At 74.3% G+C, this 20174-nt stretch carries 18 protein-coding genes; 5 read left to right on the top strand and 13 right to left on the bottom strand.

Annotated features, from left to right (window positions below):
- Positions 1-270 precede the first annotated feature (270 nt).
- From WD341_RS04055 to WD341_RS04045, 3 genes are all read left to right on the top strand, one after another.
- Positions 271-1446: an iron-containing alcohol dehydrogenase gene (locus WD341_RS04055; protein ID WP_368424142.1), complete on the top strand. Its 1176-nt coding sequence runs from the start codon at positions 271-273 to the stop codon at positions 1444-1446.
- A gap of 14 nt (positions 1447-1460) precedes the next feature.
- Entirely contained in the window at positions 1461-2498 is a 1038-nt protein-coding gene (locus WD341_RS04050) for a lipid A deacylase LpxR family protein (RefSeq protein WP_368424141.1), read from the top strand.
- Between the two features lie 303 nt (positions 2499-2801).
- Positions 2802-3881 (top strand): Glu/Leu/Phe/Val dehydrogenase dimerization domain-containing protein, encoded by a 1080-nt coding sequence (locus WD341_RS04045; RefSeq protein WP_368424140.1) that lies wholly within the window; start codon positions 2802-2804, stop codon positions 3879-3881.
- A gap of 96 nt (positions 3882-3977) precedes the next feature.
- Here WD341_RS04045 and WD341_RS04040 read toward each other — a convergent pair whose 3' ends face one another.
- Genes WD341_RS04040 through WD341_RS04030 form a run of 3 tightly spaced genes read right to left on the bottom strand, consistent with a single transcriptional unit; the run spans position 3978 to position 6103 of the window.
- On the bottom strand, positions 3978-4295 hold the full coding sequence (locus WD341_RS04040; protein WP_368424139.1) for a ferritin-like domain-containing protein: 318 nt from the start codon (positions 4293-4295) through the stop codon (positions 3978-3980).
- Entirely contained in the window at positions 4292-4933 is a 642-nt protein-coding gene (locus WD341_RS04035) for a 5-bromo-4-chloroindolyl phosphate hydrolysis family protein (protein WP_368424138.1), read from the bottom strand. Before WD341_RS04035 ends, WD341_RS04040 begins: the two co-directional genes overlap by 4 nt.
- Before the next feature lie 3 nt (positions 4934-4936).
- Positions 4937-6103, bottom strand: a complete 1167-nt coding sequence (locus tag WD341_RS04030; RefSeq protein WP_368424137.1) for a toxic anion resistance protein — start codon at positions 6101-6103, stop codon at positions 4937-4939.
- Positions 6104-6203: 100 nt separating this feature from the next.
- Here WD341_RS04030 and WD341_RS04025 point away from each other — a divergent pair, with 100 nt between their 5' ends.
- Positions 6204-6992, top strand: coding sequence for an SDR family oxidoreductase (locus WD341_RS04025; RefSeq protein ID WP_368424136.1), 789 nt, complete (start codon positions 6204-6206; stop codon positions 6990-6992).
- A gap of 39 nt (positions 6993-7031) precedes the next feature.
- Here the strand turns inward: WD341_RS04025 and WD341_RS04020 are convergent, their stop codons facing one another.
- The 7 genes from WD341_RS04020 to WD341_RS03990 form a co-directional block, all read right to left on the bottom strand.
- Entirely contained in the window at positions 7032-7472 is a 441-nt protein-coding gene (locus WD341_RS04020; protein ID WP_368424135.1) for a VOC family protein, read from the bottom strand.
- An 83-nt stretch (positions 7473-7555) separates the two neighbouring features.
- Complete coding sequence (locus WD341_RS04015) at positions 7556-8398, bottom strand: helix-turn-helix domain-containing protein (protein ID WP_368424134.1); 843 nt, start codon at positions 8396-8398, stop codon at positions 7556-7558.
- 35 nt (positions 8399-8433) lie between these two features.
- Positions 8434-11718: an error-prone DNA polymerase gene (locus WD341_RS04010; RefSeq protein WP_368424133.1), complete on the bottom strand. Its 3285-nt coding sequence runs from the start codon at positions 11716-11718 to the stop codon at positions 8434-8436.
- A gap of 255 nt (positions 11719-11973) precedes the next feature.
- Entirely contained in the window at positions 11974-13593 is a 1620-nt protein-coding gene (locus WD341_RS04005) for a DNA polymerase Y family protein (RefSeq protein WP_368424132.1), read from the bottom strand.
- A complete protein-coding gene (locus WD341_RS04000) occupies positions 13487-14359 on the bottom strand; it encodes an ImuA family protein (protein ID WP_368424131.1) in 873 nt (290 codons plus the stop codon). Before WD341_RS04000 ends, WD341_RS04005 begins: the two co-directional genes overlap by 107 nt.
- A 171-nt stretch (positions 14360-14530) precedes the next feature.
- Positions 14531-14998: a hypothetical protein gene (locus tag WD341_RS03995; RefSeq protein ID WP_368424130.1), complete on the bottom strand. Its 468-nt coding sequence runs from the start codon at positions 14996-14998 to the stop codon at positions 14531-14533.
- A 116-nt stretch (positions 14999-15114) separates the two neighbouring features.
- A complete protein-coding gene (locus tag WD341_RS03990; RefSeq protein WP_368424129.1) occupies positions 15115-15459 on the bottom strand; it encodes a hypothetical protein in 345 nt (114 codons plus the stop codon).
- Positions 15460-15666: 207 nt separating this feature from the next.
- Here WD341_RS03990 and WD341_RS03985 point away from each other — a divergent pair, with 207 nt between their 5' ends.
- Complete coding sequence (locus tag WD341_RS03985) at positions 15667-15957, top strand: GIY-YIG nuclease family protein (RefSeq protein WP_368424128.1); 291 nt, start codon at positions 15667-15669, stop codon at positions 15955-15957.
- Between the two features lie 138 nt (positions 15958-16095).
- On the opposite strand, the gene WD341_RS03980 is transcribed toward WD341_RS03985, so the two are convergent.
- The 3 genes from WD341_RS03980 to WD341_RS03970 are packed head-to-tail and all read right to left on the bottom strand — an operon-like array spanning position 16096 to position 20131.
- Positions 16096-17244, bottom strand: coding sequence for an acyl-CoA dehydrogenase family protein (locus WD341_RS03980; RefSeq protein ID WP_368424127.1), 1149 nt, complete (start codon positions 17242-17244; stop codon positions 16096-16098).
- On the bottom strand, positions 17241-19340 hold the full coding sequence (locus WD341_RS03975; protein ID WP_368424126.1) for a biotin carboxylase N-terminal domain-containing protein: 2100 nt from the start codon (positions 19338-19340) through the stop codon (positions 17241-17243). Before WD341_RS03975 ends, WD341_RS03980 begins: the two co-directional genes overlap by 4 nt.
- Positions 19337-20131, bottom strand: coding sequence for a crotonase/enoyl-CoA hydratase family protein (locus WD341_RS03970; RefSeq protein WP_368424125.1), 795 nt, complete (start codon positions 20129-20131; stop codon positions 19337-19339). Before WD341_RS03970 ends, WD341_RS03975 begins: the two co-directional genes overlap by 4 nt.
- Positions 20132-20174: the final 43 nt, after the last annotated feature.

The following is a 20174-nucleotide window of genomic DNA, read 5'->3' as shown; positions in this document are numbered from 1 at the left end:
GTCCGCGCAACTCGCGCTTCGTGGTTCGACAAGCTCACCATGAAACGCGACCCTCGCGCCGGCCTTCCCACGCGCCTGCCGAAGGAGACGGAGAAGCCGCACCATCGCCCCCGTCGCTTCATGGTGAGCTTGTCGAACCATGCAAGCGCTCCCTCGCGCCGGGCCTCCGGCGAGTCGGTCCAAGTTACCGCTGGAATCGCGGTCCGCCTCCGTCTAGAAGCCGGCCGGACATCCGCCGCGACCCGCCGAACCTGACTGGAGACAACCCGCATGGGCGACGCCGCCGAGCTGAAGTCGAACTGGAGCTTCCCGACCCAGGTGCTGTTCGGCGCCGGCCGCATCCGCAGCCTGCCCGCCGGCTGCCGCTCCCTGGGCATGGCGCGGCCGCTGCTGGTGACCGACCCCGGGCTGGCGGCGCTGCCGATGATCGCCGAGGCGCTGGAGGCTTGCCGCGCCGAGGGCCTCGGCGTCGCCCTCTTCGCCGAGGTCAAGGGCAACCCGACGGGCGCCAACGTCGAGGCCGGCATCGCCGCCTTCAAGGCCGGCGACCACGACGGCGTCATCGCCTTCGGCGGCGGCTCGGCGCTCGACGCCGGCAAGACCATCGCCCTGGCCGCCCGGCAGAGCCGGCCCTGGTCGGACTTCGAGGACCGCGGCGCCAACTGGAAGCTGGTCGAGGAATCGGCCATCGCACCGATCCTGGCGGTGCCGACGACCGCCGGCACCGGCTCCGAGACCGGCCGCGCCGGCGTCATCCTGGACGAGCGCGACCACGTCAAGAAGATCGTCTTCCACCCGAAGATGCTGCCCGGGCTGGTGATCTCCGACCCGGAGCTGACCGTCGGCCTGCCGCCGAAGCTGACCGCGGCGACCGGCATGGACGCCCTGGCGCACTGCCTGGAGGCCTACTGCGCGCCGGGCTTCCAGCCGCTCTGCGAGGGCATCGCCGTCGAGGGCATGCGCCTGGTCAAGGACTGGCTGCCGCGCGCCGTCCACGAGGGCCGCGACCTCGAGGCGCGCGCCTACATGCTGGCCGCCGCCTCGATGGGCTCGACCGCCTTCCAGAAGGGCCTGGGCGCGATCCACTCCCTGTCGCATCCGGTCGGCGCCCTCTACGACAGCCACCACGGCCTGACCAACGCCGTCTTCATGCCCTACGTGCTGCAGTTCAACCGCACCGCCATCGAGGGCAAGTGCCAGCGCCTGGCCGCTTGGCTCGGCCTCGGCTCGCCCGGCTTCCCGGCACTGCTCGACTGGGTGCTTCGCTTCCGCGAGGAGCTGGGAATTCCCCACACCCTGGCCGAGCTCGGCGTCGACGACTCCCGCGCCGAGGAGATCGTCGCCATGGCGCTTGAGGACCCGACCGCGTCGACCAACCCGATCCCCCTCGAGGCGGCACCCCTGCGCCGCCTGTTCGAGGACGCCCTGACCGGCCGGCTCACTTGATGGGCGGGGGGCGCATGACGGAGCGATTCGGCGCCCAGCCGCCGGAGCCCAATCGGGCGAGAAGGGGCCAGGCAAGGGCACGGCTGCTCCTCCTCGCGGCGGCGCTCGCGCTCTGGCCGCTGGCGCCGGCCGCCGCCGAGGACGGCGGCACGCTCAGCCTGGTGGTCGAGAACGACCTCTTCGCCAGGACCGACCGGCACTATACCAACGGCGTGCGCCTGTCCTGGCTGTCTAGCCCGCGGGAAACGCCGGGGCTGGTGGTGCGCGCCGCCCGCTGGCTGCCCTTCTTCCCGGACGGCGGCAGCGTCAGGACCAGCTTCGCGCTTGGCCAGAACATGTACACCCCGAACGACGTCGGGCTCGTGAACCCGCCGCCCGACGACCGCCCCTACGCCGGCTGGCTCTACGGCTCGGCCGGCGTCGTCGTCGAGACCGGCCAGCGGCTCGACCAGCTGGAGCTGGCGCTCGGCGTCGTCGGGCCGGCCTCCTTCGCCGACGACACGCAGAAGTTCGTCCATTCGATCACGGGCTCCGAGGAGCCCCGCGGCTGGGACAGCCAGCTCGGCAACGAGCCCGGAGTCGTGCTGACCTACCAGCGCTCCTGGCGCAGCCTGGTCTCGCGGACGCACTCCGGCTTCACCTTCGACGTCACGCCCCACGCCGGCGGCGCGCTCGGCAACGTCTTCACCTACGCCAACGCCGGCGCGACCTTCCGCTTCGGGCAGGACCTGCCGCTCGACTACGGCGTCCCGCGCATCCAGCCGAGCCTGCCGGGCTCCGGCTTCTTCTCGCCCAGCAGGAGCTTCGGCTGGTACCTCTTCGCCGGCCTCGAGGGCCGCGCCGTCGTCCGCAACATCTTCCTGGACGGCAACAGCTTCCGGGACAGCCGCAGCGTCGACAAGCAGCCCTTCGTCGGCGACCTGCAGCTCGGCGTCGCGCTCACCTGGCGCGACGTGCGGCTCAGCTACACCCACGTGCTGCGCACCGAGGAGTTCGAGGGGCAGGGCGGCGGCTCCAGCTTCGGCGCCCTCAGCCTGTCCCTGCGCTTCTGAGGCGCCGAGGCCCTCGGCACCGGCCGCGGCGCGAGCAACAATCTTTCTCTCGCGGCCGCCCGGACCGGCCTTTCTGGCGGCCGGAGCGGTATCGGGCTCAGATGACTGCTTTTTCCAGCGCCGCCCGCCTGCGGCGTTGCGCCGCGCCGGCGCGCGCCTCACCTTCAAGGGGATAGCGGCCCCCTCGACGGGGGCCCCCCTGCGAGCCCAGCGACAGGCAAGAGCCGGCAAGACGGCCCCTCGGCTCGCGGCCCCCTCGGCTCGCGACAGCCGGAACGCGCAGCTGCGGAGGTTCGCCACGTCATGACGGTCTTTTCCCATCCCGAGTTCGACGGCCACGAGCGGGTCGTCTTCGTCCAGGAGGCCGCCAGCGGCCTCAAGGCGATCATCGCCGTCCACGACACCACCCTGGGTCCGGCGCTCGGCGGCTGCCGCCTGTGGCCCTACGCCGGAGACGAGGAGGCCCTGACCGACGTGCTGCGCCTCTCGCGCGGCATGACCTACAAGTCGGCCCTGGCCGGGCTGTCGCTCGGCGGCGGCAAGTCGGTGATCCTCGGCGACGCCCGGGCGCTGCGCCGCGAGCCGCGACGCGCCGAGGCGCTGTTCCGTGCCTTCGGGCGCGCCGTCGAGGGGCTCGGCGGTCTCTACACCGCGGCCGAGGACGTCGGCACCTCGGTCCCGGACCTGGAGCTGGTCGGCCGGGAGACCGGCCACGTCGCCGGCGTCGCCAAGGGCCAGGTCGGCGATCCCTCGCCCTACACGGCCTACGGCGTCTTCCGCGGCCTCCAGGCCGCGGTGACCCACCGCCTCGGCCGCAACGATCTCAAGGGCTTGCGGGTCGCGGTTCAGGGACTGGGTCATGTCGGCCAGGGGCTCTGCGAGCATCTGGCCGAGGCCGGCGCGAAGCTGATCGTCGCCGACCTCGAGCAGGCGCGGGTCGAGGCCGCGGTCGCGCGCTTCGGCGCCGAGCCGGCGGACCCGGCCGCGATCCTGGCCGCCGACTGCGACGTGCTGGCGCCCTGCGCTTTGGGCGGCATCCTGAACGACGAGACGATCGGCGCGCTGCGCGCCAAGGTCGTCGCCGGGGCCGCCAACAACCAGCTCGCCGAGCCGCGCCACGGCGAGCTGCTGCGCCGTCGCGGCGTGCTCTATGCGCCGGACTACCTGATCAACGCCGGCGGCATCATCGTCATCGCCTACGAGGCCGGCCGGCGCGGCCCGCGCTTCGAGCGCGCCGCGGCCATGGCCCACATCGACCGCATCCACGAGACCGCCCTGGAGATCTTCGGCCGCGCCGAGCGCGAGGGCATCGCCACCTCGACCGCCGCCGACCGCCTTGCCGAGGAGCGCTTCAAGCGCCCCGGCCGCGCCCGCGCCGCCTAGGAAGCGGCGCCGCCACGCCCCTCGACAGGCTCGGGACGAAGCGGATTTTGGAGCGGTGTCACAGGCCGGGCCGATCCCACGGTCGCTCCGACCGGCTCAGTCCTCCAGGGCCTGGCTGGCGTTGGCCTTGGTCTGCAGGTGGATGGAGTGCTCGATGCCCATCCTCTCGATCAGGCTGAACTGGGTTTCCAGGTAGTCGACGTGCTCCAGATCCTGCAGGTTCGGTAGGCCCTCCAGGAACAGCACCCGCTGGACCAGCGCGTCGGCGTGCTTCATCTCGTCGATGGATTCCTCGTACTCGTGCCGAGCGAGCTCCGAGCCGCCCCAGTCCTGCAGCATGCGGGAGTGCAGGAAATACTGGTTGATCGCGGTCAATTCGTTCCGCAGCACCTTGTTGAGGAACTCGATTCTCACCGGGGCGCGACTCTTGCCGGGGACCCTGCGCGCTCCTCCTCGAGGGTCTGCTCGAGCAGGCGCAGCTCGACGTCGAGCGCGTCCTGCTGCGGCTCGTCGAGCCGCCGGGCATAGTCGGCGAAGAGGGTCTCCAGGCGCTCCAGCATCTGCCGCGTCTCGGCGCCGGCGCCGCCCGGCCGGCGCTCGAGCACCTCGTAGCTCTCGGCGAGGCGCCGGGCCGAGGGCAGGTAGAAGGTCAGCAGGCGCTGGACCTGGAGCAGGCGCTGGGGCCGGCGCTCGAGCTGGCGGCAGACCTCGTTGCAGGCGACGGCCATGCGCTTGAGTCGCGCCGCGACCAGACGGTCGGCGACGGGCCGGTCCCCGATGCGCTCGCCGGCCGCGACCAGGGCCGCCAGGTCGTGGGCGGCGGCGCCCAGGACCTCGCGGACCAGCTCGACGCGCGGCCGCTCGCTGCGCGCGATGCCGGTGAAGAGGCCGCGCGGCGAGAAGTACCAGCGCAGGCCGAAGTAGCCGGCGACGCCGACCGGCAGGGCCGCCCAGAGCGGCGCCACCGCCGTCGAGAGCAGGGCCAGCAGCAGGGCGCCGAGGCCGGCGACCAGGCCGCGGTTGCGGATCCAGCCCGAGGGCTCGATCGCCATGGCTCAGCCGCCCGAGGCGGGGCCGGGCGCGCCGCCGCCCGCCGTCTCGGCCTTCGGGGTTTCCGGCGGCCGCCCTTCGGCGGCGGCGGTCAGGGCCTGCTTGAGGTCGGCCTCGATGCGCCGCAGCTGCTGCTCGGCCTCGCGGCGCCGGGCGTTGCCGCCGCGCTGGATCTCGAGCACGCCCGAGATCGTCTCGACCAGCTTGCGGTTGGTCTCCTGCAGCGTCTCGACGTCGACGACGCCGCGCTGCGCCTGGCGCTCCAGCTCCAGCGAGCCGGTCTTCAGCATCTCGGCGTTCTTGCGCAGCATGGCGTTGGTCGCGTCGGCGACCTCGCGGTCCAGGCTCAGCGCGCTCTCCTGGCGGTGCAGCGCCAGGGCGATGGTCATCTGGTTCTTCCAGGTCGGGATGGTCGTCGAGATCGAGGACTGCAGCTTGTCGACCAGGGTCTCGTTGCCGCCCTGGATCAGCCGGATCTGCGGCAGGCTCTGCTGCGCCACGGCGCGGCTCAGCTTCAGGTCGTGGAGCCGGCGCTGGAAGCGCTCGACCGCCTGGCGGGCGTCGGCCAGGCGCTGGGCCGCCAGGTGCGACTCGGCGCCCTCGGCCTGGCGCGCCGCCGCCTCGAGCTTGGGCAGCTCCGTCGCCTCGTAGTCGGCGGCGCAGCGCTCGCCCGCCTCGATGTGCGCCTCGAGCTGGCGCAGGTGCTCCAGGTTGCGGACGTAGAACTGGTCGAGCATGGCGACGTCGCGGCGCAGGCCGTCGCGCTGGCGGTCGAGCGCGATGGCGATTCGGTCGACCTGGGCGGCGACCGTGCCGAACTGCTCCTTGAAGCGCACGACCTTGCGCCGGGTGCCGCCGAACAGCTTCTCGACCAGGCCCTGCTCCTTGAGCCGGTCGGGGGCCAGGCCCTGGACCTTGGCCAGCATGTCCGCGAGCAGCTCGCCGATCGGGCCGGCGTCCTTGTTCAGGGTCTCGCGCAGCACGCCGTCGGCGAACTCGGCGACCGCGCGCTGGGCGTGCTCGCCGAACTCGGCGACCGAGGCGCGGTCCTCGAGGTCGAGGCCCTCGCGGATCTCCGCGACCAGGGCGGCGGTCGGCCGGGCCTCGGGCGGCAGGCCCTTGCGCTCGGCCGCCGCCACGGCGGCGTCTCGGCTGTGGTCGCTGTCGGTCATGCGTCGCTTCCTCCCTGCCCAGTCTGCGCTGCATATGGTGAAGCCGCGCGCCGCCCGCTACCGTTGGCGCCGCGCGTGAAATGGTAGAAGGAGAACCGGAATGAGCGAGCGGCTGAGCGTCGACCTGACGGGGTTGCGGGTGCTGGTCACGGCGGGGGCCTCGGGGATCGGCCGGGCCGCGGTCGAGAGCTTCCTGGCCAACGGCGCCAGGGTGCACCTCTGCGACCTCGACGAGACGGCTCTGGCGGCGATCTCGGACGCCCTGCCTGCGGCCGGGACGACGCGCTGCGACGTCTCAGACCCGGCCCAGGTCGACGCGCTCTTCGAGGCGGCCGAGGCCTCGCTCGGCGGCCTCGACGTGCTGGTCAACAACGCCGGGGTCGCCGGTCCGACCCTGCCGGTCGAGGAGATCTCCGACGAGGACTGGCGCCGCACCCAGGCGGTCAACCTCGACGGCCAGTTCTTCTGCGTGCGCCGCGCCGTGCCGCTGCTGCGCCGCGCCGGCGGCGGCAGCATCGTCAACCTCTCCTCCGCGGCCGGCCGTTTCGGCTTCCCGCTGCGCACGCCTTATGCCGCCAGCAAGTGGGCGGTCGTCGGCTTCTCCAAGTCGCTGGCCATCGAGCTCGGCCCCGAGGGCATCCGGGTCAACGCGGTCTGCCCGGGCGCCGTCGCCGGCGAGCGCATCGACCGCGTGATCGCCGCCAAGGCCGCCCAGCGCGGCATCCCCGAGGCCGAGATGCGCGCCGAGAAGATCGCCAACGCCTCGCTGCGCTGCTTCGTCAGCCAGCAGGACATCGCCAACCAGATCCTCTACCTCTGCAGCCCGCTGGGCGCCACGATCAGCGGGCAGGCGATCGCCGTCGACGCGGGGCTGGAGGTGCTGCGCTAGACCTCAAGCCGCCCGGGGCGCGTCACCCAGCGGGGCGCCTCACCCGGCCGCCGTCGCGTCGTAGCGGCGCTGCATCTCCTCGGGCGAGACCTGCTCGATGGCGTGGCCGATCAACCAGTCGTAGCCGAAGGGGTCGCGCAGGGTGCCCGAGCGCTCGCCGTAGAAATGGTCCTGCGGCGCGCGCAGCAGCCTGGCGCCGGCCTCGACGGCCTGGGCGATCATGGCGTCGGCGTCGTCGACGTGCAGGTGGATGACGAAGCCGCTCGGCGCCTCGGGGTCGGGGGCGTGGCAGCCCATCTCGGGGAACTCGTCGGAGAGCATCACGATGGCCTCGCCGAACAGCAGCTCGACGTGGCCGATGCGGCCGCCCGGCTCGACCAGGCGGAACTTTTCGGTCGCGCCGAAGGCCGCCTTGTAGAAGGCGACGGCCTTCTCGGCGTTGCGGGCGCGCAGGTAGACGTAGACTTCGTGGATCGCCATGGCTGGCCTCCTCCTGTGATGGCGGCGCGATCCTGGCCCGGAGCCAGGCCGCCCGTCTTGAAGGAATCGGACTCGGGCCCGCCTCAAGCTCCTCCGTCAGGAGCGGGGGCTTGCAGCGGCACGTGGCGGGTCTCGGCCGGGGCGGCGCGGCGGTAGGCGCCCGGCGTCAGGCCGGCCAGGGCCTGGAACTCGCGGGTCAGGTGGGCTTGGTCGGCGTAGCCCTCGGCCGCCGCTAGCTCCGCCAGCGCCAGGCCCGGCGTCGCCGCCAGGCGCTCCAGGGCGAGGCCGAAGCGCCGCACCCGGCACCAGCTGCGCGGCGACAGGCCGACCGCCTCGCCGAAGCGGCGGGAGAGGTGGCGCTCGCTGACGCCGGCCTCGCGCGCCACCCGCCCGACCGGCCGCAGGCCGCGGAAGCCGGCCAGCGCCTCGGCGACCAGCGCGTCGAGCCGGCGCAGCGGCGCCAGGCGGGCGAGCAGCAGCGCCTCGAAGAGCGCGAGGCGCGCGGCGGGCGTCGGCCTTGCGGCGAGGCGCTCGCCGATCTCCGCGACCGCCGCCTCGCCCCACAGCAGCGCGAGCGGCGTGTGGGCGTGGGACAGCGGGCCGGCGGGGACGCCGAGCAGCGCCGCCGCGGCGCCGGGCCGGAGCAGGGCGCCGACGCTGGGCGCCGGCCGCGACAGGTCTTTGAGGTAGGGCGCCGCGCGGGCGCCGCCGACCAGGGCGCAGCCGACGCTCTCGCCGAGGCTGTCGCCCGGGTCGCGGAACACCCGCAGCGGCTCGCCGCCGAGCCGGAAGACGAGGTGCAGGGAGCCGGTCGGCAGCACCAGCTCGCGCGCCCTCTCGGGCGGGGCGGCGCCGGACCCGTCGGAGGCCCAGAGGCACTCGACGAAGGGCCGCAGCGGGGCGGAGGGCGGGCGGCGCAGGTACATGGCCGGGCAGGGTAGCGGAAAAGCCGCCAGGGGCGTCAGTGGAAGTCGCGGCTCCTGACCGCCAGCACCACGCCGGCCGGGAGGCCCCGCCGCGGCTTCTCGCGCTGGTCGGGCGAGGTCGAGTGCTTGACGTCGGCGCGCGCCAGCACCTCCTCGAAGGCCTTCTCCTCGCCCTTGGGCGGGTTGCTGTAGGGCGGGATGAAGAGGTCGCGCGGCCGCAGCTCCAGCTCGGCCAGGCGGTCCGAGAGGTCGAACAGGCGCTCGGCGACCAGGTGGATGACCGCGCCCTCGCGCTGCAGGCGCCCGGCGACGCCGAGCAGCTGCGCCTTCAGGACCAGCGGCCGGTAGCGCTCGAAGACCTTGGGCCAGATCACCAGGTTGGCGATGTCGGTCTCGTCCTCCAGGGTCAGGAAGATGACGCCGCTGGCGCTGCCCGGCCGCTGGCGCACCAGCACCAGCCCGGCGAGGCTGAGGCGCGCGCCGTCGCGGTGGCTGCGGGTGCGCGCGCAGGGGGCGTAACCGGCCTCCGTCAGCTCGCGCCGCAGGAAGCTCACCGGGTGGCTGCGCAGCGACAGCCGCAGGCTGGCGTAGTCCTGCACGACCTGCTCGCTCTCGGCCAGGCGCGGCAGGGCGACCGCCGGCTTGACCCCGCGCTCCTCCTCGCCTTGCGCTGCGAACAGCGGCAGCGGCGCGTCGTCGGGCAGGCCCTTGATCGCCCACAGCGCCTCGCGCCGGTCGAGGCCGAGCGAGCGCAGCGCGTCGCCGCGCGCCAGGGCCTCCAGGGCGCGCTGGCCGAGACCGGCGCGGCGCCACAGGGTCAGGGGGTCGGGATAGCCGTTGCCGCGTCGCTCGACCAGGCGCCGGCCGTCGGCCTCGGCCAGGCCCTTGATCTGGCGCAGCCCGAGGCGCAGGGCGCAGGCCGGCCCCTTCAGCGGATCGGCGGCCGGCTCCAGGCTGCAGTCCCAGCCGCTGCGGTTGATGTCGGGCCCGCGCACCTCGACGCCGTGCTCGCGGGCGTCGCGCACGATCTGGGCGGGCGCGTAGAAGCCCATCGGCTGGGCGTTCAGCAGGGCGCAGGCGAAGACGTCGGGATGGTGGCACTTCAGCCAGGCCGAGACGTAGACCAGCAGGGCGAAGCTGGCGGCGTGGCTCTCCGGGAAGCCGTAGGTGCCGAAGCCCTCGATCTGCTTGAAGCAGCGCTCGGCGAAGTCGCGCTCGTAGCCGCGCCGGACCATGCCCTCGATCATCTTCTCCCGGAACAGGTGGATGTCGCCGTTCTTGCGGAAGGTCGCCATGGCGCGGCGCAGGCGGTCGGCCTGCGAGGGCGTGAAGCCGGCGGCGACGATGGCGATCTTCATCGCCTGCTCCTGGAACAGCGGCACGCCGAGGGTGCGGCCCAGCACCTGGCGCAGCTCCTCGGAGGGAAACTCGACCTTCTCCTCGCCGTTGCGCCGGCGCAGGTAGGGATGGACCATGTCGCCCTGGATCGGCCCCGGGCGGACGATCGCGACCTCGACCACCAGGTCGTAGAAGGCGCGCGGCTTGAGGCGCGGCAGCATGGTCATCTGGGCCCGGCTCTCGACCTGGAAGACGCCCAGGGAGTCGGCCTTGCACAGCATGTCGTAGACCGCCGGGTCCTCGGCCGGCACGCTGGCCAGGTCGCAGATCCGGCCGTAGTGGCTGCGCAGCAGGTCGAAGCCCTTGCGCAGGCAGGTCAGCATGCCGAGCGCCAGCACGTCGACCTTGAGGATGCCGAGCGCCTCGATGTCGTCCTTGTCCCACTCGATGACCGTGCGCTCGGCCATGGCCGCGTTCTCGATCGGCACCAGCTCGTCGAGCCGGCCGCGGGTCATGACGAAGCCGCCGACGTGCTGCGACAGGTGGCGCGGGAAGCCGATCAGCTCGGCGGCCAGGTCGAGCGCCTGGCGCAGGCGCCGGTCCGTGGGGTCGAGCCCGAGCTCGCGCACCCGCTCGTCGGGCAGCGGCTCGCTCGACCAGCCCCAGACCGTGCCGGCCAGGGCGCCGACCGTGTCGGGCGACAGGCCGAGCGCCTTGCCGACCTCGCGCAGGGCGGCGCGCGACCGGTAGCAGATCACCGTCGCGGTCAGGCCGGCGCGCTCGCGGCCGTAGCGGGCGTAGATGTACTGGATGACCTCCTCGCGGCGCTCGTGCTCGAAGTCGACGTCGATGTCCGGCGGCTCGTTGCGCTCGGCCGAGACGAAGCGCTCGAACAGCAGCTCGGCGCGCTCGGGATCGACCGCGGTGATGCCCAGGCAGTAGCAGACCGCCGAGTTGGCGGCCGAGCCGCGGCCCTGGCAGAGGATGCCCCGGCTGCGGGCGAAGCGCACGATGTCGTGGACGGTCAGGAAGTAGGGCGCGTAGTCGAGCTGCGCGATCAGCGCCAGCTCGTGCAGGAGGGCGTGGCGCAGCTTCGCCGACAGGCCGTGGGGATAGCGCTCGGCGGCGCCCGCCCAGGTCAGCCGCTCCAGGGCCTGCTGCACGCTCTCCTCGCGGTCGGTCAGCTCCTCCGGATACTCATAGCGCAGCGCCTCGAGCGAGAAGCGGCAGCGCCGGACGATCTCCAGGCTGCGCGCCACCGCCTCGGGGTAGCCGGCGAACAGGCGGGCGATCTCGGCCGGCGGCTTGAGGTGGCGCTCGGCGTTGGCGGCGAGGCGCCAGCCGGCGGCGTCGACGGTGACGCCCTCGCGGATGCAGGCCAGCACGTCGGCGAGCGGCCTGCGCGCCGGGTGGTGCAGGTGGACGTCGTTGACCGCGACCAGCGGCGCGCCGCTCTCGGCCGCCAGCCCGGCGAGCCGCCGCAGGCGCCGCGCGTCGTCGCCGCGGTAGAGCAGGCTGGCCGCCAGGTGGACGCGGCCGGGCAGGGCGCCGGCCAGGCGGCGCAGCGCCTCGGGGAAGCCGGCCTCCAGGCGCTGCTGGGGCGTATCGGGCGGCAGCACGATCAGCTGCTGGCCCTCGGCCTTGGCCAGCAGGTCGTCCAGGGTGAAGCGGCATTCGCCCTTGCCGGCGCGCCGCTTGCCCAGGGTCAGCAGCCGGCAGAGCCGGCCGTAGGCCGCGCGGTCCTCGGGATAGCAGAGGATCTCCGGCCCGTCCTCGGGCACCAGCCGGGCGCCGACCAGAAGGCGCAGGCCGAGCTCCTTGGCCGCGACGTGGGCGCGCACCGCGCCGGCCAGGGAGTTGCGGTCGGCGATCCCCAGCGCCGCCAGCCCCAGCGCCCTGGCCTGGGTCACCAGTTCCTCCGGATGCGAAGCGCCGCGCAGGAAGGAGAAGTTGCTCGCGACCGCGAGCTCCGCGTAGCTCATGGCGCAAGCCGCGTCATTCCGCCGCCTCGCCCGTCGTCCCCCGCGTCCTTTCCCGTCGCCCCGCCTCCTCCCCGTCATCCCCGTGAAAACGGGGATCCATAGGGAGTCTCGGCGGAGTTGAACCGGCAGGCTTGAGTGCGGACGGCGAGTCTCCATGGATCCCCGCTTTCGCGGGGATGACGAGTGGGTGTCGGAAAAGACGAGGAAATGAACGTAATCCTTTGAAACAAATAAACTTCACCCGAGCCGGTATCGTCACCCGAACAATCCCTGCAGGAACCAGCGGCCGCCGCCCGGGCCTTCGGGCGGGCCGCTGCGGTAGAGCCAGAAGCGGCGGCCGTCCTCGTCCTCGACGCGGAAGTAGTCGCGGGCGCCTTCGCTGGCGCTGCTGGGGTCGGCCAGCCACCACTCGGCGCCGACCCGCTCCGGGCCCTCGGCGCGCACCACGCGGTGCAGCAGGCGGCGCCAGCGGAACTGGCGGGGCGGGCTGTCGGGCAGGGCGGCGACGACCTCGATCGGCTCGGGCCGGGCGAGCAGGCGCGGCGGCCGCGGCAGGCCGCGCGGCCAGGCGGCGGCGGCCTGGCGGGGCGGCCGGGCGAAGGGCGCCAGCGGCTCGGTCGCGCGCTCGGGCAGGTGGCTCTCGCGCGGGGCCGGGCGGGTCACGCTGCCGGCGCCGAGCCGGTTCTCCAGGCGGTCGACCAGGGCCGCCAGGTCGTCTTCCGGATCCTTCGGGCGCGTCGCGGCCCGAGCCGAGGAGAGCGCAAGCTGCAGGGCGTCGAGCGGCTCGGTCTCGGGCGCCGAGACGACCAGGGCGTCGACGCCGAAGCCGGGGTCGAGCCGCTCGAGGCGCTGGGCGAAGAGCCGCTTCAGGCGGTCGGCCTCGCGGCTGGCCCGGCTCAGGCCGATGCCCTGGCGCTGGACGCTGCCGTCGACCCGGTGCAGCGCCAGCTCGACGCGCCGGGCGCCGAGCCCGGCCGCCTCGAGCCGCTCGCAGAGTCCGATCAGCAGCCCCTCCAGGCCGCGCGCCAGGTCCTCGGCGGCGGCGATCGGCTCGCCGAAGACCCGCCGCACGCGCTGCGCCGGCACCGGCCGGCGCGGCGAGACCGGCTCGTCGAGCTGCCCGAAGGCCTGGCGCAGGCGCCGCGCGACCGCCGGGCCGGCGCGCGCGGTCAGGGTCTCGGGCGGCAGGGCGGCGAGCTGGCCGATGCGCAGCAGGCCGAAGCGGGCGAGCAGCTCGACCTGGCCGTCGGGCAGGCGCAGGCCGGCGGCCGGCAGCCCGGCCAGAATCTCGGCCTGGCGGCCCGGTGCGACCAGCCGGAAGGGCGCGGCGGTGCCGGTGGCGTAGCGGGCCGCGGCCCAGGCGGCGCCCGGCGTGCCGGCCACGGCGAGGCGGCCGTGGTGGCCGCGCCGCCGGAAGCCGCCGCCGCCGATCCGCCCGAGCCGGGACAGCAGGTCGCCGGCCAGGGCGGCCTCGCCGCCGAACAGGTGGGCGCAGCCGGTGACCTCGAGCAGCAGGCCGGCGGCGCCCGCCGGCTCGGCGACGGGATCGAGCGCCACCCAGGGGCTGTAGCGCTCCAGCCAGTCGGCCAGCGCCTCCAGGGCGCGCCGCTCGGCCGGACGGTCGCGCTCCAGGACCCGCAGGCCGGGGGCCAGGGCGCGGGAGTCGGCCAGGGCCATGCCCGGCGCCAGGCCGGCCTCGACGGCCCGGCGGTCGAGCGCCGAGAGCAGCGGCCGGCCGGCCTCGGCCTCGACCAGGACCAGGGGCCGCTCAGCCGGCGCGCCGCTCGCAGCCGGCTCCAGCTTGCCCAGCTCGCCCCCGGTCAGTTCGCCCAGGGCCAGCTCGATCGCGAAGTCCGGCAGCCAGAGCGAGAGCACCCGCCGGGGCCCGGCCGGGCTGGTTTCGGGGGTCTGCCTCCTCTCGAGGGGGGGCGTCGTCCCAGGGGCTGTGCTCATCGTGCCACTCCAGCAGGAAGTCCTCGGGCCGGCCGCCGCGGCAGCGCTCCAGGGCGACGCGCCAGCGCGGCCGGCCGACCAGCTCGGCGGGCAGAGCGGGGTCCGAGGGCGCGGCGGCGATCCGCCAGCGGGTCAGGGCCGGGCTCGCCAGCCGCTCGCCGCGGCCGGCCAGGCGCGGGCGATGCAGCAGCAGGCAGGGTCGCCCCGCGCTCTCGGCGGCGAGCTGCAGGCGGCGGGCGGCCAGGGCGTCGAGGGCGTCGACCTCGCCGACCACGGCGGCCAGTTCGCCGCAGCGCAGCGCCTCCTCGAGCGCCCAGAGCGCGTCGAGGCGGTTGCGCACCCGGACCTGCAGCAGCCGCCCGGGCGCGATCCCGGCCGCCGCGGCGGCCGGCGCGTGAAGGTCGCCGGCCTGGGAGACCCAGAGCAGCCGGCCCGGGCGCGCATCCAGGATGCGCGCGGCGAGGGTGAGGCAGAAGCCGGCCGCTGGGCCGTCGTCCCACTCGGCGCGCTGCGGCAGAATCTCGTGCAGTCCGGCCAGCGCCAAGCCGCCGCCGGGGAGCGCCTCGTCGAGCGCGGCGATGCCGAGCGGCAGGCGGGGTGCGGGGTCGGTGCCCTGCCGCTCGAGGCTGCGGACCCGCGCGCGCAGGTCCAGGAGCTTGGGAGCCTTGAGGCTGGCGGTGGAAACCATGGTCTGCCGTCCTGCGCTGCCTGATGTTCCCTTTATGTTCTAATGCGCGGACGGCAGAACTTCAAGGCGGCAGAACTTCAAGGCGGCAGAACTCAAGGACGACAAAACTTCAATCCGGCAAGGGCGGGCTCTCCTCCCTCGCCAGCGACCCGGCCCGAGTCTCCTCCGGCGTCACTCGGTGCCGAGCAGCGCCTTGGCCTCGGCGAGCTGCGCCCGGCAGCCCTGCTCGTCGCCCGCCTGGGCCTTCTCCAGGGCGGCCTTGACCAGATCGCTGGCCTGGGTGCGCGTTGCCTCGTCGAGCTCGCGGACGACCTGGCGCTGGTGCGGCGAGACGGCCTCGGTGTTGCCGGTGCTGCCGGTCGTCTCGGCAACCTGCTCCTTGTCGCCGGACAGCACCTCTTCCTGGTGCTGGGTCGCGGGCAGGCCTGATTCCTCGGCCGCCTTGTCCCCCTCCTTGTCCCCCTCCAGGACCTGCTGCTGGTGCGGGCTGGCGGGCATGGCGGAGTCGTCCGCGGCAGCACCGGTCTCGTGGGCGACGATCGCCGAATCCAGCTTCTGGGCTTCCTGCGCGCAGTCGGCGAAGGCCGGGCCGGCCAGGAAGATCACGGCGGCGCCTGCCGCCAGGGCTCGGATGGTCATCTTCGGTTCCTCCGTTGCGCGCCGCGGCTTCGAGGCCGCGGCGTCTGCGGGAAGAACGATCCCTGCGGGGCGGGCGTTCCGGGCCAGGGTGGAGTCGGGGGCGGCCCCGGGGGGCCTCAGTGGTCCGAGCGGTGCAGCACCTGCTCGGCGACGCCGGTTTCGTAGGCCAGCGCCTCGGGCGTCAGCACGGCGCCCATGGGATGCAGCGAGCGGATCAGGCCCTTGCGCTCCAGGATCGCGAAAACGTTGGCGTTGGCCAGACCGCTGGCGTCGCGGCCGAGCACCACGGCATCGCCGATGTGGAAGTGGTTGCCGTGCGCCGGCGGGAAGTTCCCGACCATGACGCTGCCCGCCTCGTCGCCGGGCTGGGCGTGGTTCGGGCTGCGCGCCATCTGCTGCAGCAGCGCCAGGGTCTTGAGCTGCAGCGTGTTGAGCTTCAGCGGGTTCTTCTTCGGTGCCATGGCCCCGAGCCATAGCGCGGCCCGCGCGCCGCGCCAAGAGCCATTGCAGTGGCTGGCGAGGATGGAGGGGCCGCCCTGGATGACGGGAGAAGAGTGCCTCCTCTCGTCATCCCGGACGCCTAGGTGAGCCCGAGAGCCGGAGGCGATCGGGTGCGAGCCTCGCGATCCGGGATCCACCGTGCCCCGCCCCGTGGCATCATTCCGGACATGCGCCAGCCCTGCGTCTACATCCTCGCCAGCCGCCGCAACGGGACGCTCTACGTCGGTGTCACCAGTGACATCGCCGCGCGGGCCTGGCAGCACAGGAGCGGCGGCGTCGAGGGCTTCACAAGCCGCTACGGGGTCCATTGCCTAGTGCACGTCGAGTTCCTCGACCGGATGGAGGACGCGATCCTGCGCGAGAAGAAGCTCAAGCGCTGGAAGCGGGCCTGGAAGATCGCCCTGATCGAGGAGCGCAATCCGGACTGGCGGGACCTCTACGACGAGCTGCAGCGCTGACCTGCCCGACCGTGCCCCTGGATCCCGGATCGCAAGGCTCGCCAGCCGGAAGCCTGGCGGCTTCCGGGGCTCGCCTAGCGTCCGGGATGACGGGGAAGTGTGCCCCCCCTTCCCGGACGCGAAGGCGAGCCCCCGGCCTCACATCCGCTTCGCGACCTCCTCGAGCATCACCTCGGTGGCGCCGCCGCCGATCGACTGGATGCGGGCGTCGCGGACCATGCGCTCGATCGGGTAGTCGCGCATGTAGCCGTAGCCGCCGTGGAACTGCTGGCAGGCATACATCACGCGGTTGACCAGCTCGCCGCAGAGCGCCTTGACCATCGAGACCTCCTTGACCGCGTCGCGGCCCTGGGCGTCGAGCCAGGCGGCGTGCCAGACCAGCTGGCGGGCGGCCTCGACCTCGCCCTCCAGGGCGGCCAGCTTCTGGCGCACGGCCTGCTTGTCCCACAGGGTGCCGCCGAAGGCCTGGCGTTGGCGCACGTACTCCAGGGTCATCTCGATCGCCTTGCGGCTCTCGCCGACGCCCATGGCGCCGAGCACGATGCGCTCGTTCTGGAAGTTCTTCATGATCGCGTAGAAGCCGCGGTCGACCTCCCCCAGCAGGGCGTCGGCCGGCAGGTCGCAGTCCTCGAAGGCGAGCTCGGCGGTGTCGGAGGCCAGCCAGCCCATCTTGTCCAGCTTGCGCGCCACCGAGAAGCCGGGCGTGCCCTTCTCGACGACGAACATCGAGATGCCGCGCGAGGCCTTGGCCTGCGGGTCGCTGCGCGCGGCGACGAAGTAGAGGTCGCCGAGCGCGCCGTTGGTGATGAAGGTCTTGCTGCCGTTCAGCCGCCAGCCGTTGCCGCGCCGCTCGGCCCGGGTCTTCAGCGCCGCCACGTCGGAGCCGCCGCCGGGCTCGGTGACCGCGACCGCGGTGATGGCGCGGCCGGCGACGACGTCAGCCATGTAGCGCTCGAGTTGCTCGGGCGAGCCGAAGCGCGCCAGGTGCGGCGAGGCCATGTCGGTGTGCACCAGCACGGTGATGTTGAAGCCGGCGCAGGTCGAGCGCGACAGCTCCTCGACGAAGGCCACGGTCGCCAGGGTGTCGAGGCCCGAGCCGCCGTAGCGCTCGGGGTAGCGGATGCCCAGGAAGCCGAGCTCGCCCATCCGGCGCAGCACCTCGCGCGGCACCTGTCCGGCGGCCTCCCAGGCCTCGACGTGGGGCACGACCTCGCTGGCGACGAAGCGCCGGACCTGGTCGCGCAGCGCCTCCAGGGTCTCGTTGTCGTAGACGGTCGGGTTGCTCACGCGCGCTCTCCCTCTTGCGGCGCCGGTTCTTCCCCGCTCCCGCCCCCACTCCCGCCGGGGATGTCCGGCTCGATCTCGACCAGCAGGTCGCCGGCGCCGACCGGCTGGCCGGCGGCGCAGGCGACCGCCGTGACGCGGCCGGCGAGGCCGGCGCGCAGGGTCTGGAACAGCTTCATGGATTCGATGACGACCAGCGGCGTGCCGGCCTCGACGCGGTCGCCGGGCGCGACCTCGAGCGAGGCCACCAGGCCCGGACCGGCGGCGCGGACCTGCCCCTCGCCGGCCGCCTGCGGGGCCGCGCGGCGCCAGGCGGCCAGCCCCTCGAGCGCGCGGAAGCGGCGCCAGCCGGCGCCGCCCTCGAGGTCGATCGTCTCGCCCTCGACCCGGAAGCGGAAGGCCAGGCTGCGGCCCTCGTGGGCCAGGGCCAGGCGCTCGCCCGCCAGGGCGTAGCGGAGGACCAGCGGCGGCGCTTCGGCGCCGATCTCCTCGATCCGCGCCTCGCCGGCCGAGAGCGTCAGCCAGAAGGCGCGGCGCTCCCCCTTGGCGTCGAGCAGCACCACCGGCGAGCGTCCGGCGAGGCCGGCGGCGGCGCCCAGGCGCCAGCCAGCCAGTGCCGACCAGGGCGAGGCGCCGGGCCGCGGCCCGGCCCGCAGCGCCAGGATCGCGGCGGCGGCCTCGAGCGGCTCCTCGGGCGCGCGCCAGCCGCCGGGGAAGCGCTCGGCCAGCAGGTGCGTGGTCACGGCGCCGGCGGCGAAGGCCTCGTCGCCGAGGACGTCGCGCAGGAAGGCGGCGTTGCTGGTGACGCCGAGCAGCAGGGTCTCACCGAGCGCCTGGCGCAGGCGCGCCAGCGCGGTCGCGCGGTCGGGGCCGTGGGCGATGACCTTGGCGAGCAGCGAATCGTAGTAGGGCGTCACGGCCTGGCCCTCGGCGACGCCGGACTCGACCCGGATTCCGGGGCCGCCGGGCAGCGCCAGGGCGACGATGCGGCCGGTCTGGGGGCGGTGGTCGTCGGCGGCGTCCTCGGCGTTGAGGCGCGCCTCGATCGCCCAGCCGCAAGGCCGTAACGCCTCCTGGGCGAGCGGCAGCGGCTGGCCGGCGGCGACGCGGATCTGCCACTCGACCAGGTCGAGGCCGCCGGTGCTCTCGGCCAGGATCGCCTCGGTCACCGGATGCTCGACCTGGAGACGGGCGTTCATCTCCAGGAAGAAGAAGGCGCCGGTGCCGGCGTCGAGCACGAACTCGACGGTGCCGGCGTTATCGTAGCCGATCCGGCGGACCAGCTTCAGCGCCGCCTCGTGCAGGGCGCGGCGCGTCTTGGCCTCGAGGCCGGGGGCCGGCGCCTCCTCGATCAGCTTCTGGTGGCGGCGCTGCACCGAGCAGTCGCGCTCGTGGAGGTGGACCGCGCCGCCGTGGCGGTCGCCGAAGACCTGCACCTCGACATGGCGCGGGCTGGCGACGTAACGCTCGACCAGCAGGCGGCCGTCGCCGAAGGCGGCCTCGGCCTCGCGGCGCGCCTGCGCGACCGCCTCGGCGAGCGCCTCCGGCCGCTCGACGATGCGCATGCCGCGGCCGCCGCCGCCGGCGCTGGCCTTGACCAGCAGCGGAAAGCCGAGCGCCCCGGCCGCCGCGACCAGGCCGGCGTCGCCCGGGGCGACGCCCGGCCCCTCCTCGACGCCCGGGACCACCGGCACGCCGGCATCGGCGGCCAGGCGCTTGGCCGCGATCTTGTCGCCGAGCGCGCGCATCGCCGCGGGCGAGGGCCCGACGAAGAGCAGGCCGGCGGCGGCGCAGGCCTCGGCGAAATCGGCGTTCTCGGCCAGGAAGCCGTAGCCGGGGTGGATCGCCCCGGCGCCGCTCGCCAGGGCCGCGCGGATCAGCTGGGCGCCGTCGAGATAGCCCGAGGCGGGCTCCGGTCCCTCCAGCGCCACGGCCGCGTCGCAGGCCCCGACATGGGGCGCGCCGGCGTCGGCCGCGGCATGGACGGCGACGCTGCGGATGCCGAGGGCGCGGCAAGTGCGCGCGATGCGCAGCGCGATCTCGCCGCGATTGGCGATCAGCAGGCAGCGGGGCAGCGCCCCGGGTGGCAGGGAAGTCATTCGCCGCGCCAGGAGGGGGTGCGCTTGGCCAGGAAGGCGGCGATGCCCTCCTGCCCCTCGGCGCTCTCCCAGCCGTCGGCCAGCGCCCTGGCGCTATAGTCCAGGCTGGCCTCGAGGTCGTGGCCCTCGACGTAGCGGATCAGCCTCTTGGTCGCGGCCGCGGCGCCGGGCGCCGCCTGCAGCAGCTCGGCGACCTCGGCCTCGACCGCGGCGTCCAGCGCCTCGGCCGGCACCGCCGCGGCGAGCAGGCCGAGCTGCACCGCCTCGCCGGCCCCGAAGGTGCGGCCGGACAGCATGACCCGGCGGCAGTTGCCGGCGCCGAGACGGCGCACCACGAAGGGCGAGATGTTGGCCGGCAGCAGGCCCAGGCGGACCTCGGTCAGGCCGAAGCGCGCGCCCTCGACGCCGATCGCGATGTCGCAGACCGAGATCAGGCCGGTGCCGCCGCCGTAGGCGCCGCCGTTGATCCGGCCGACCAGCGGCCGGGGCAACTCGTCGAGCGTGCGCAGCATCGAGCCCAGGGCACGGCTGCCGGCGATGCGCTCCTCGCGGCCGCTGTCGACCTGGCGGCGGAACCAGCGCAGGTCGCCGCCCGCCGAGAAGGACCGCCCCTCGCCGGTCAGCACCACGACGCGCACCCCCGGATCGGCGGCCAGCCGCTCGGCCGCGCGCTGCAGCTCGGCGATCACCGTCTCGTCGAAGGCGTTGTGCACCTCGGGCCGGGCCAGGGTCAGGGTGGCGACGCCGCGGGCGTCGCAGGCCAGGGTCAGGGTCTGGAAGGTCTCGCTCATGGTCGGGCTCCGGGTCCTCGGCGTTTCGCGGGTCTTGGGCGTT

This window comes from Tistlia sp., assembly GCF_040905785.1.
Lineage (GTDB): Bacteria > Pseudomonadota > Alphaproteobacteria > Kiloniellales > DSM-21159 > Tistlia.
This window is presented reverse-complemented; position numbering and strand designations above follow the sequence as displayed.

Bases quoted from the DNA above. Each gene is read 5' to 3' on its own strand.
- WD341_RS04050 (WP_368424141.1), top strand. From the start codon at position 1,461: ATGACGGAGCGATTCGGCGCCCAGCCGCCGGAGCCCAATCGGGCGAGA.
- WD341_RS04055 (WP_368424142.1), top strand. From the start codon at position 271: ATGGGCGACGCCGCCGAGCTGAAGTCGAACTGGAGCTTCCCGACCCAG.
- WD341_RS04010 (WP_368424133.1), bottom strand. From the start codon at position 11,718: ATGAGCTACGCGGAGCTCGCGGTCGCGAGCAACTTCTCCTTCCTGCGC.
- WD341_RS03975 (WP_368424126.1), bottom strand. From the start codon at position 19,340: ATGACTTCCCTGCCACCCGGGGCGCTGCCCCGCTGCCTGCTGATCGCC.
- WD341_RS04035 (WP_368424138.1), bottom strand. From the start codon at position 4,933: ATGGCGATCGAGCCCTCGGGCTGGATCCGCAACCGCGGCCTGGTCGCC.
- WD341_RS04020 (WP_368424135.1), bottom strand. From the start codon at position 7,472: ATGGCGATCCACGAAGTCTACGTCTACCTGCGCGCCCGCAACGCCGAG.
- WD341_RS03985 (WP_368424128.1), top strand. From the start codon at position 15,667: ATGCGCCAGCCCTGCGTCTACATCCTCGCCAGCCGCCGCAACGGGACG.
- WD341_RS04025 (WP_368424136.1), top strand. From the start codon at position 6,204: ATGAGCGAGCGGCTGAGCGTCGACCTGACGGGGTTGCGGGTGCTGGTC.
- WD341_RS04015 (WP_368424134.1), bottom strand. From the start codon at position 8,398: ATGTACCTGCGCCGCCCGCCCTCCGCCCCGCTGCGGCCCTTCGTCGAG.
- WD341_RS03970 (WP_368424125.1), bottom strand. From the start codon at position 20,131: ATGAGCGAGACCTTCCAGACCCTGACCCTGGCCTGCGACGCCCGCGGC.
- WD341_RS04045 (WP_368424140.1), top strand. From the start codon at position 2,802: ATGACGGTCTTTTCCCATCCCGAGTTCGACGGCCACGAGCGGGTCGTC.
- WD341_RS03995 (WP_368424130.1), bottom strand. From the start codon at position 14,998: ATGACCATCCGAGCCCTGGCGGCAGGCGCCGCCGTGATCTTCCTGGCC.
- WD341_RS03990 (WP_368424129.1), bottom strand. From the start codon at position 15,459: ATGGCACCGAAGAAGAACCCGCTGAAGCTCAACACGCTGCAGCTCAAG.
- WD341_RS04000 (WP_368424131.1), bottom strand. From the start codon at position 14,359: ATGGTTTCCACCGCCAGCCTCAAGGCTCCCAAGCTCCTGGACCTGCGC.
- WD341_RS04030 (WP_368424137.1), bottom strand. From the start codon at position 6,103: ATGACCGACAGCGACCACAGCCGAGACGCCGCCGTGGCGGCGGCCGAG.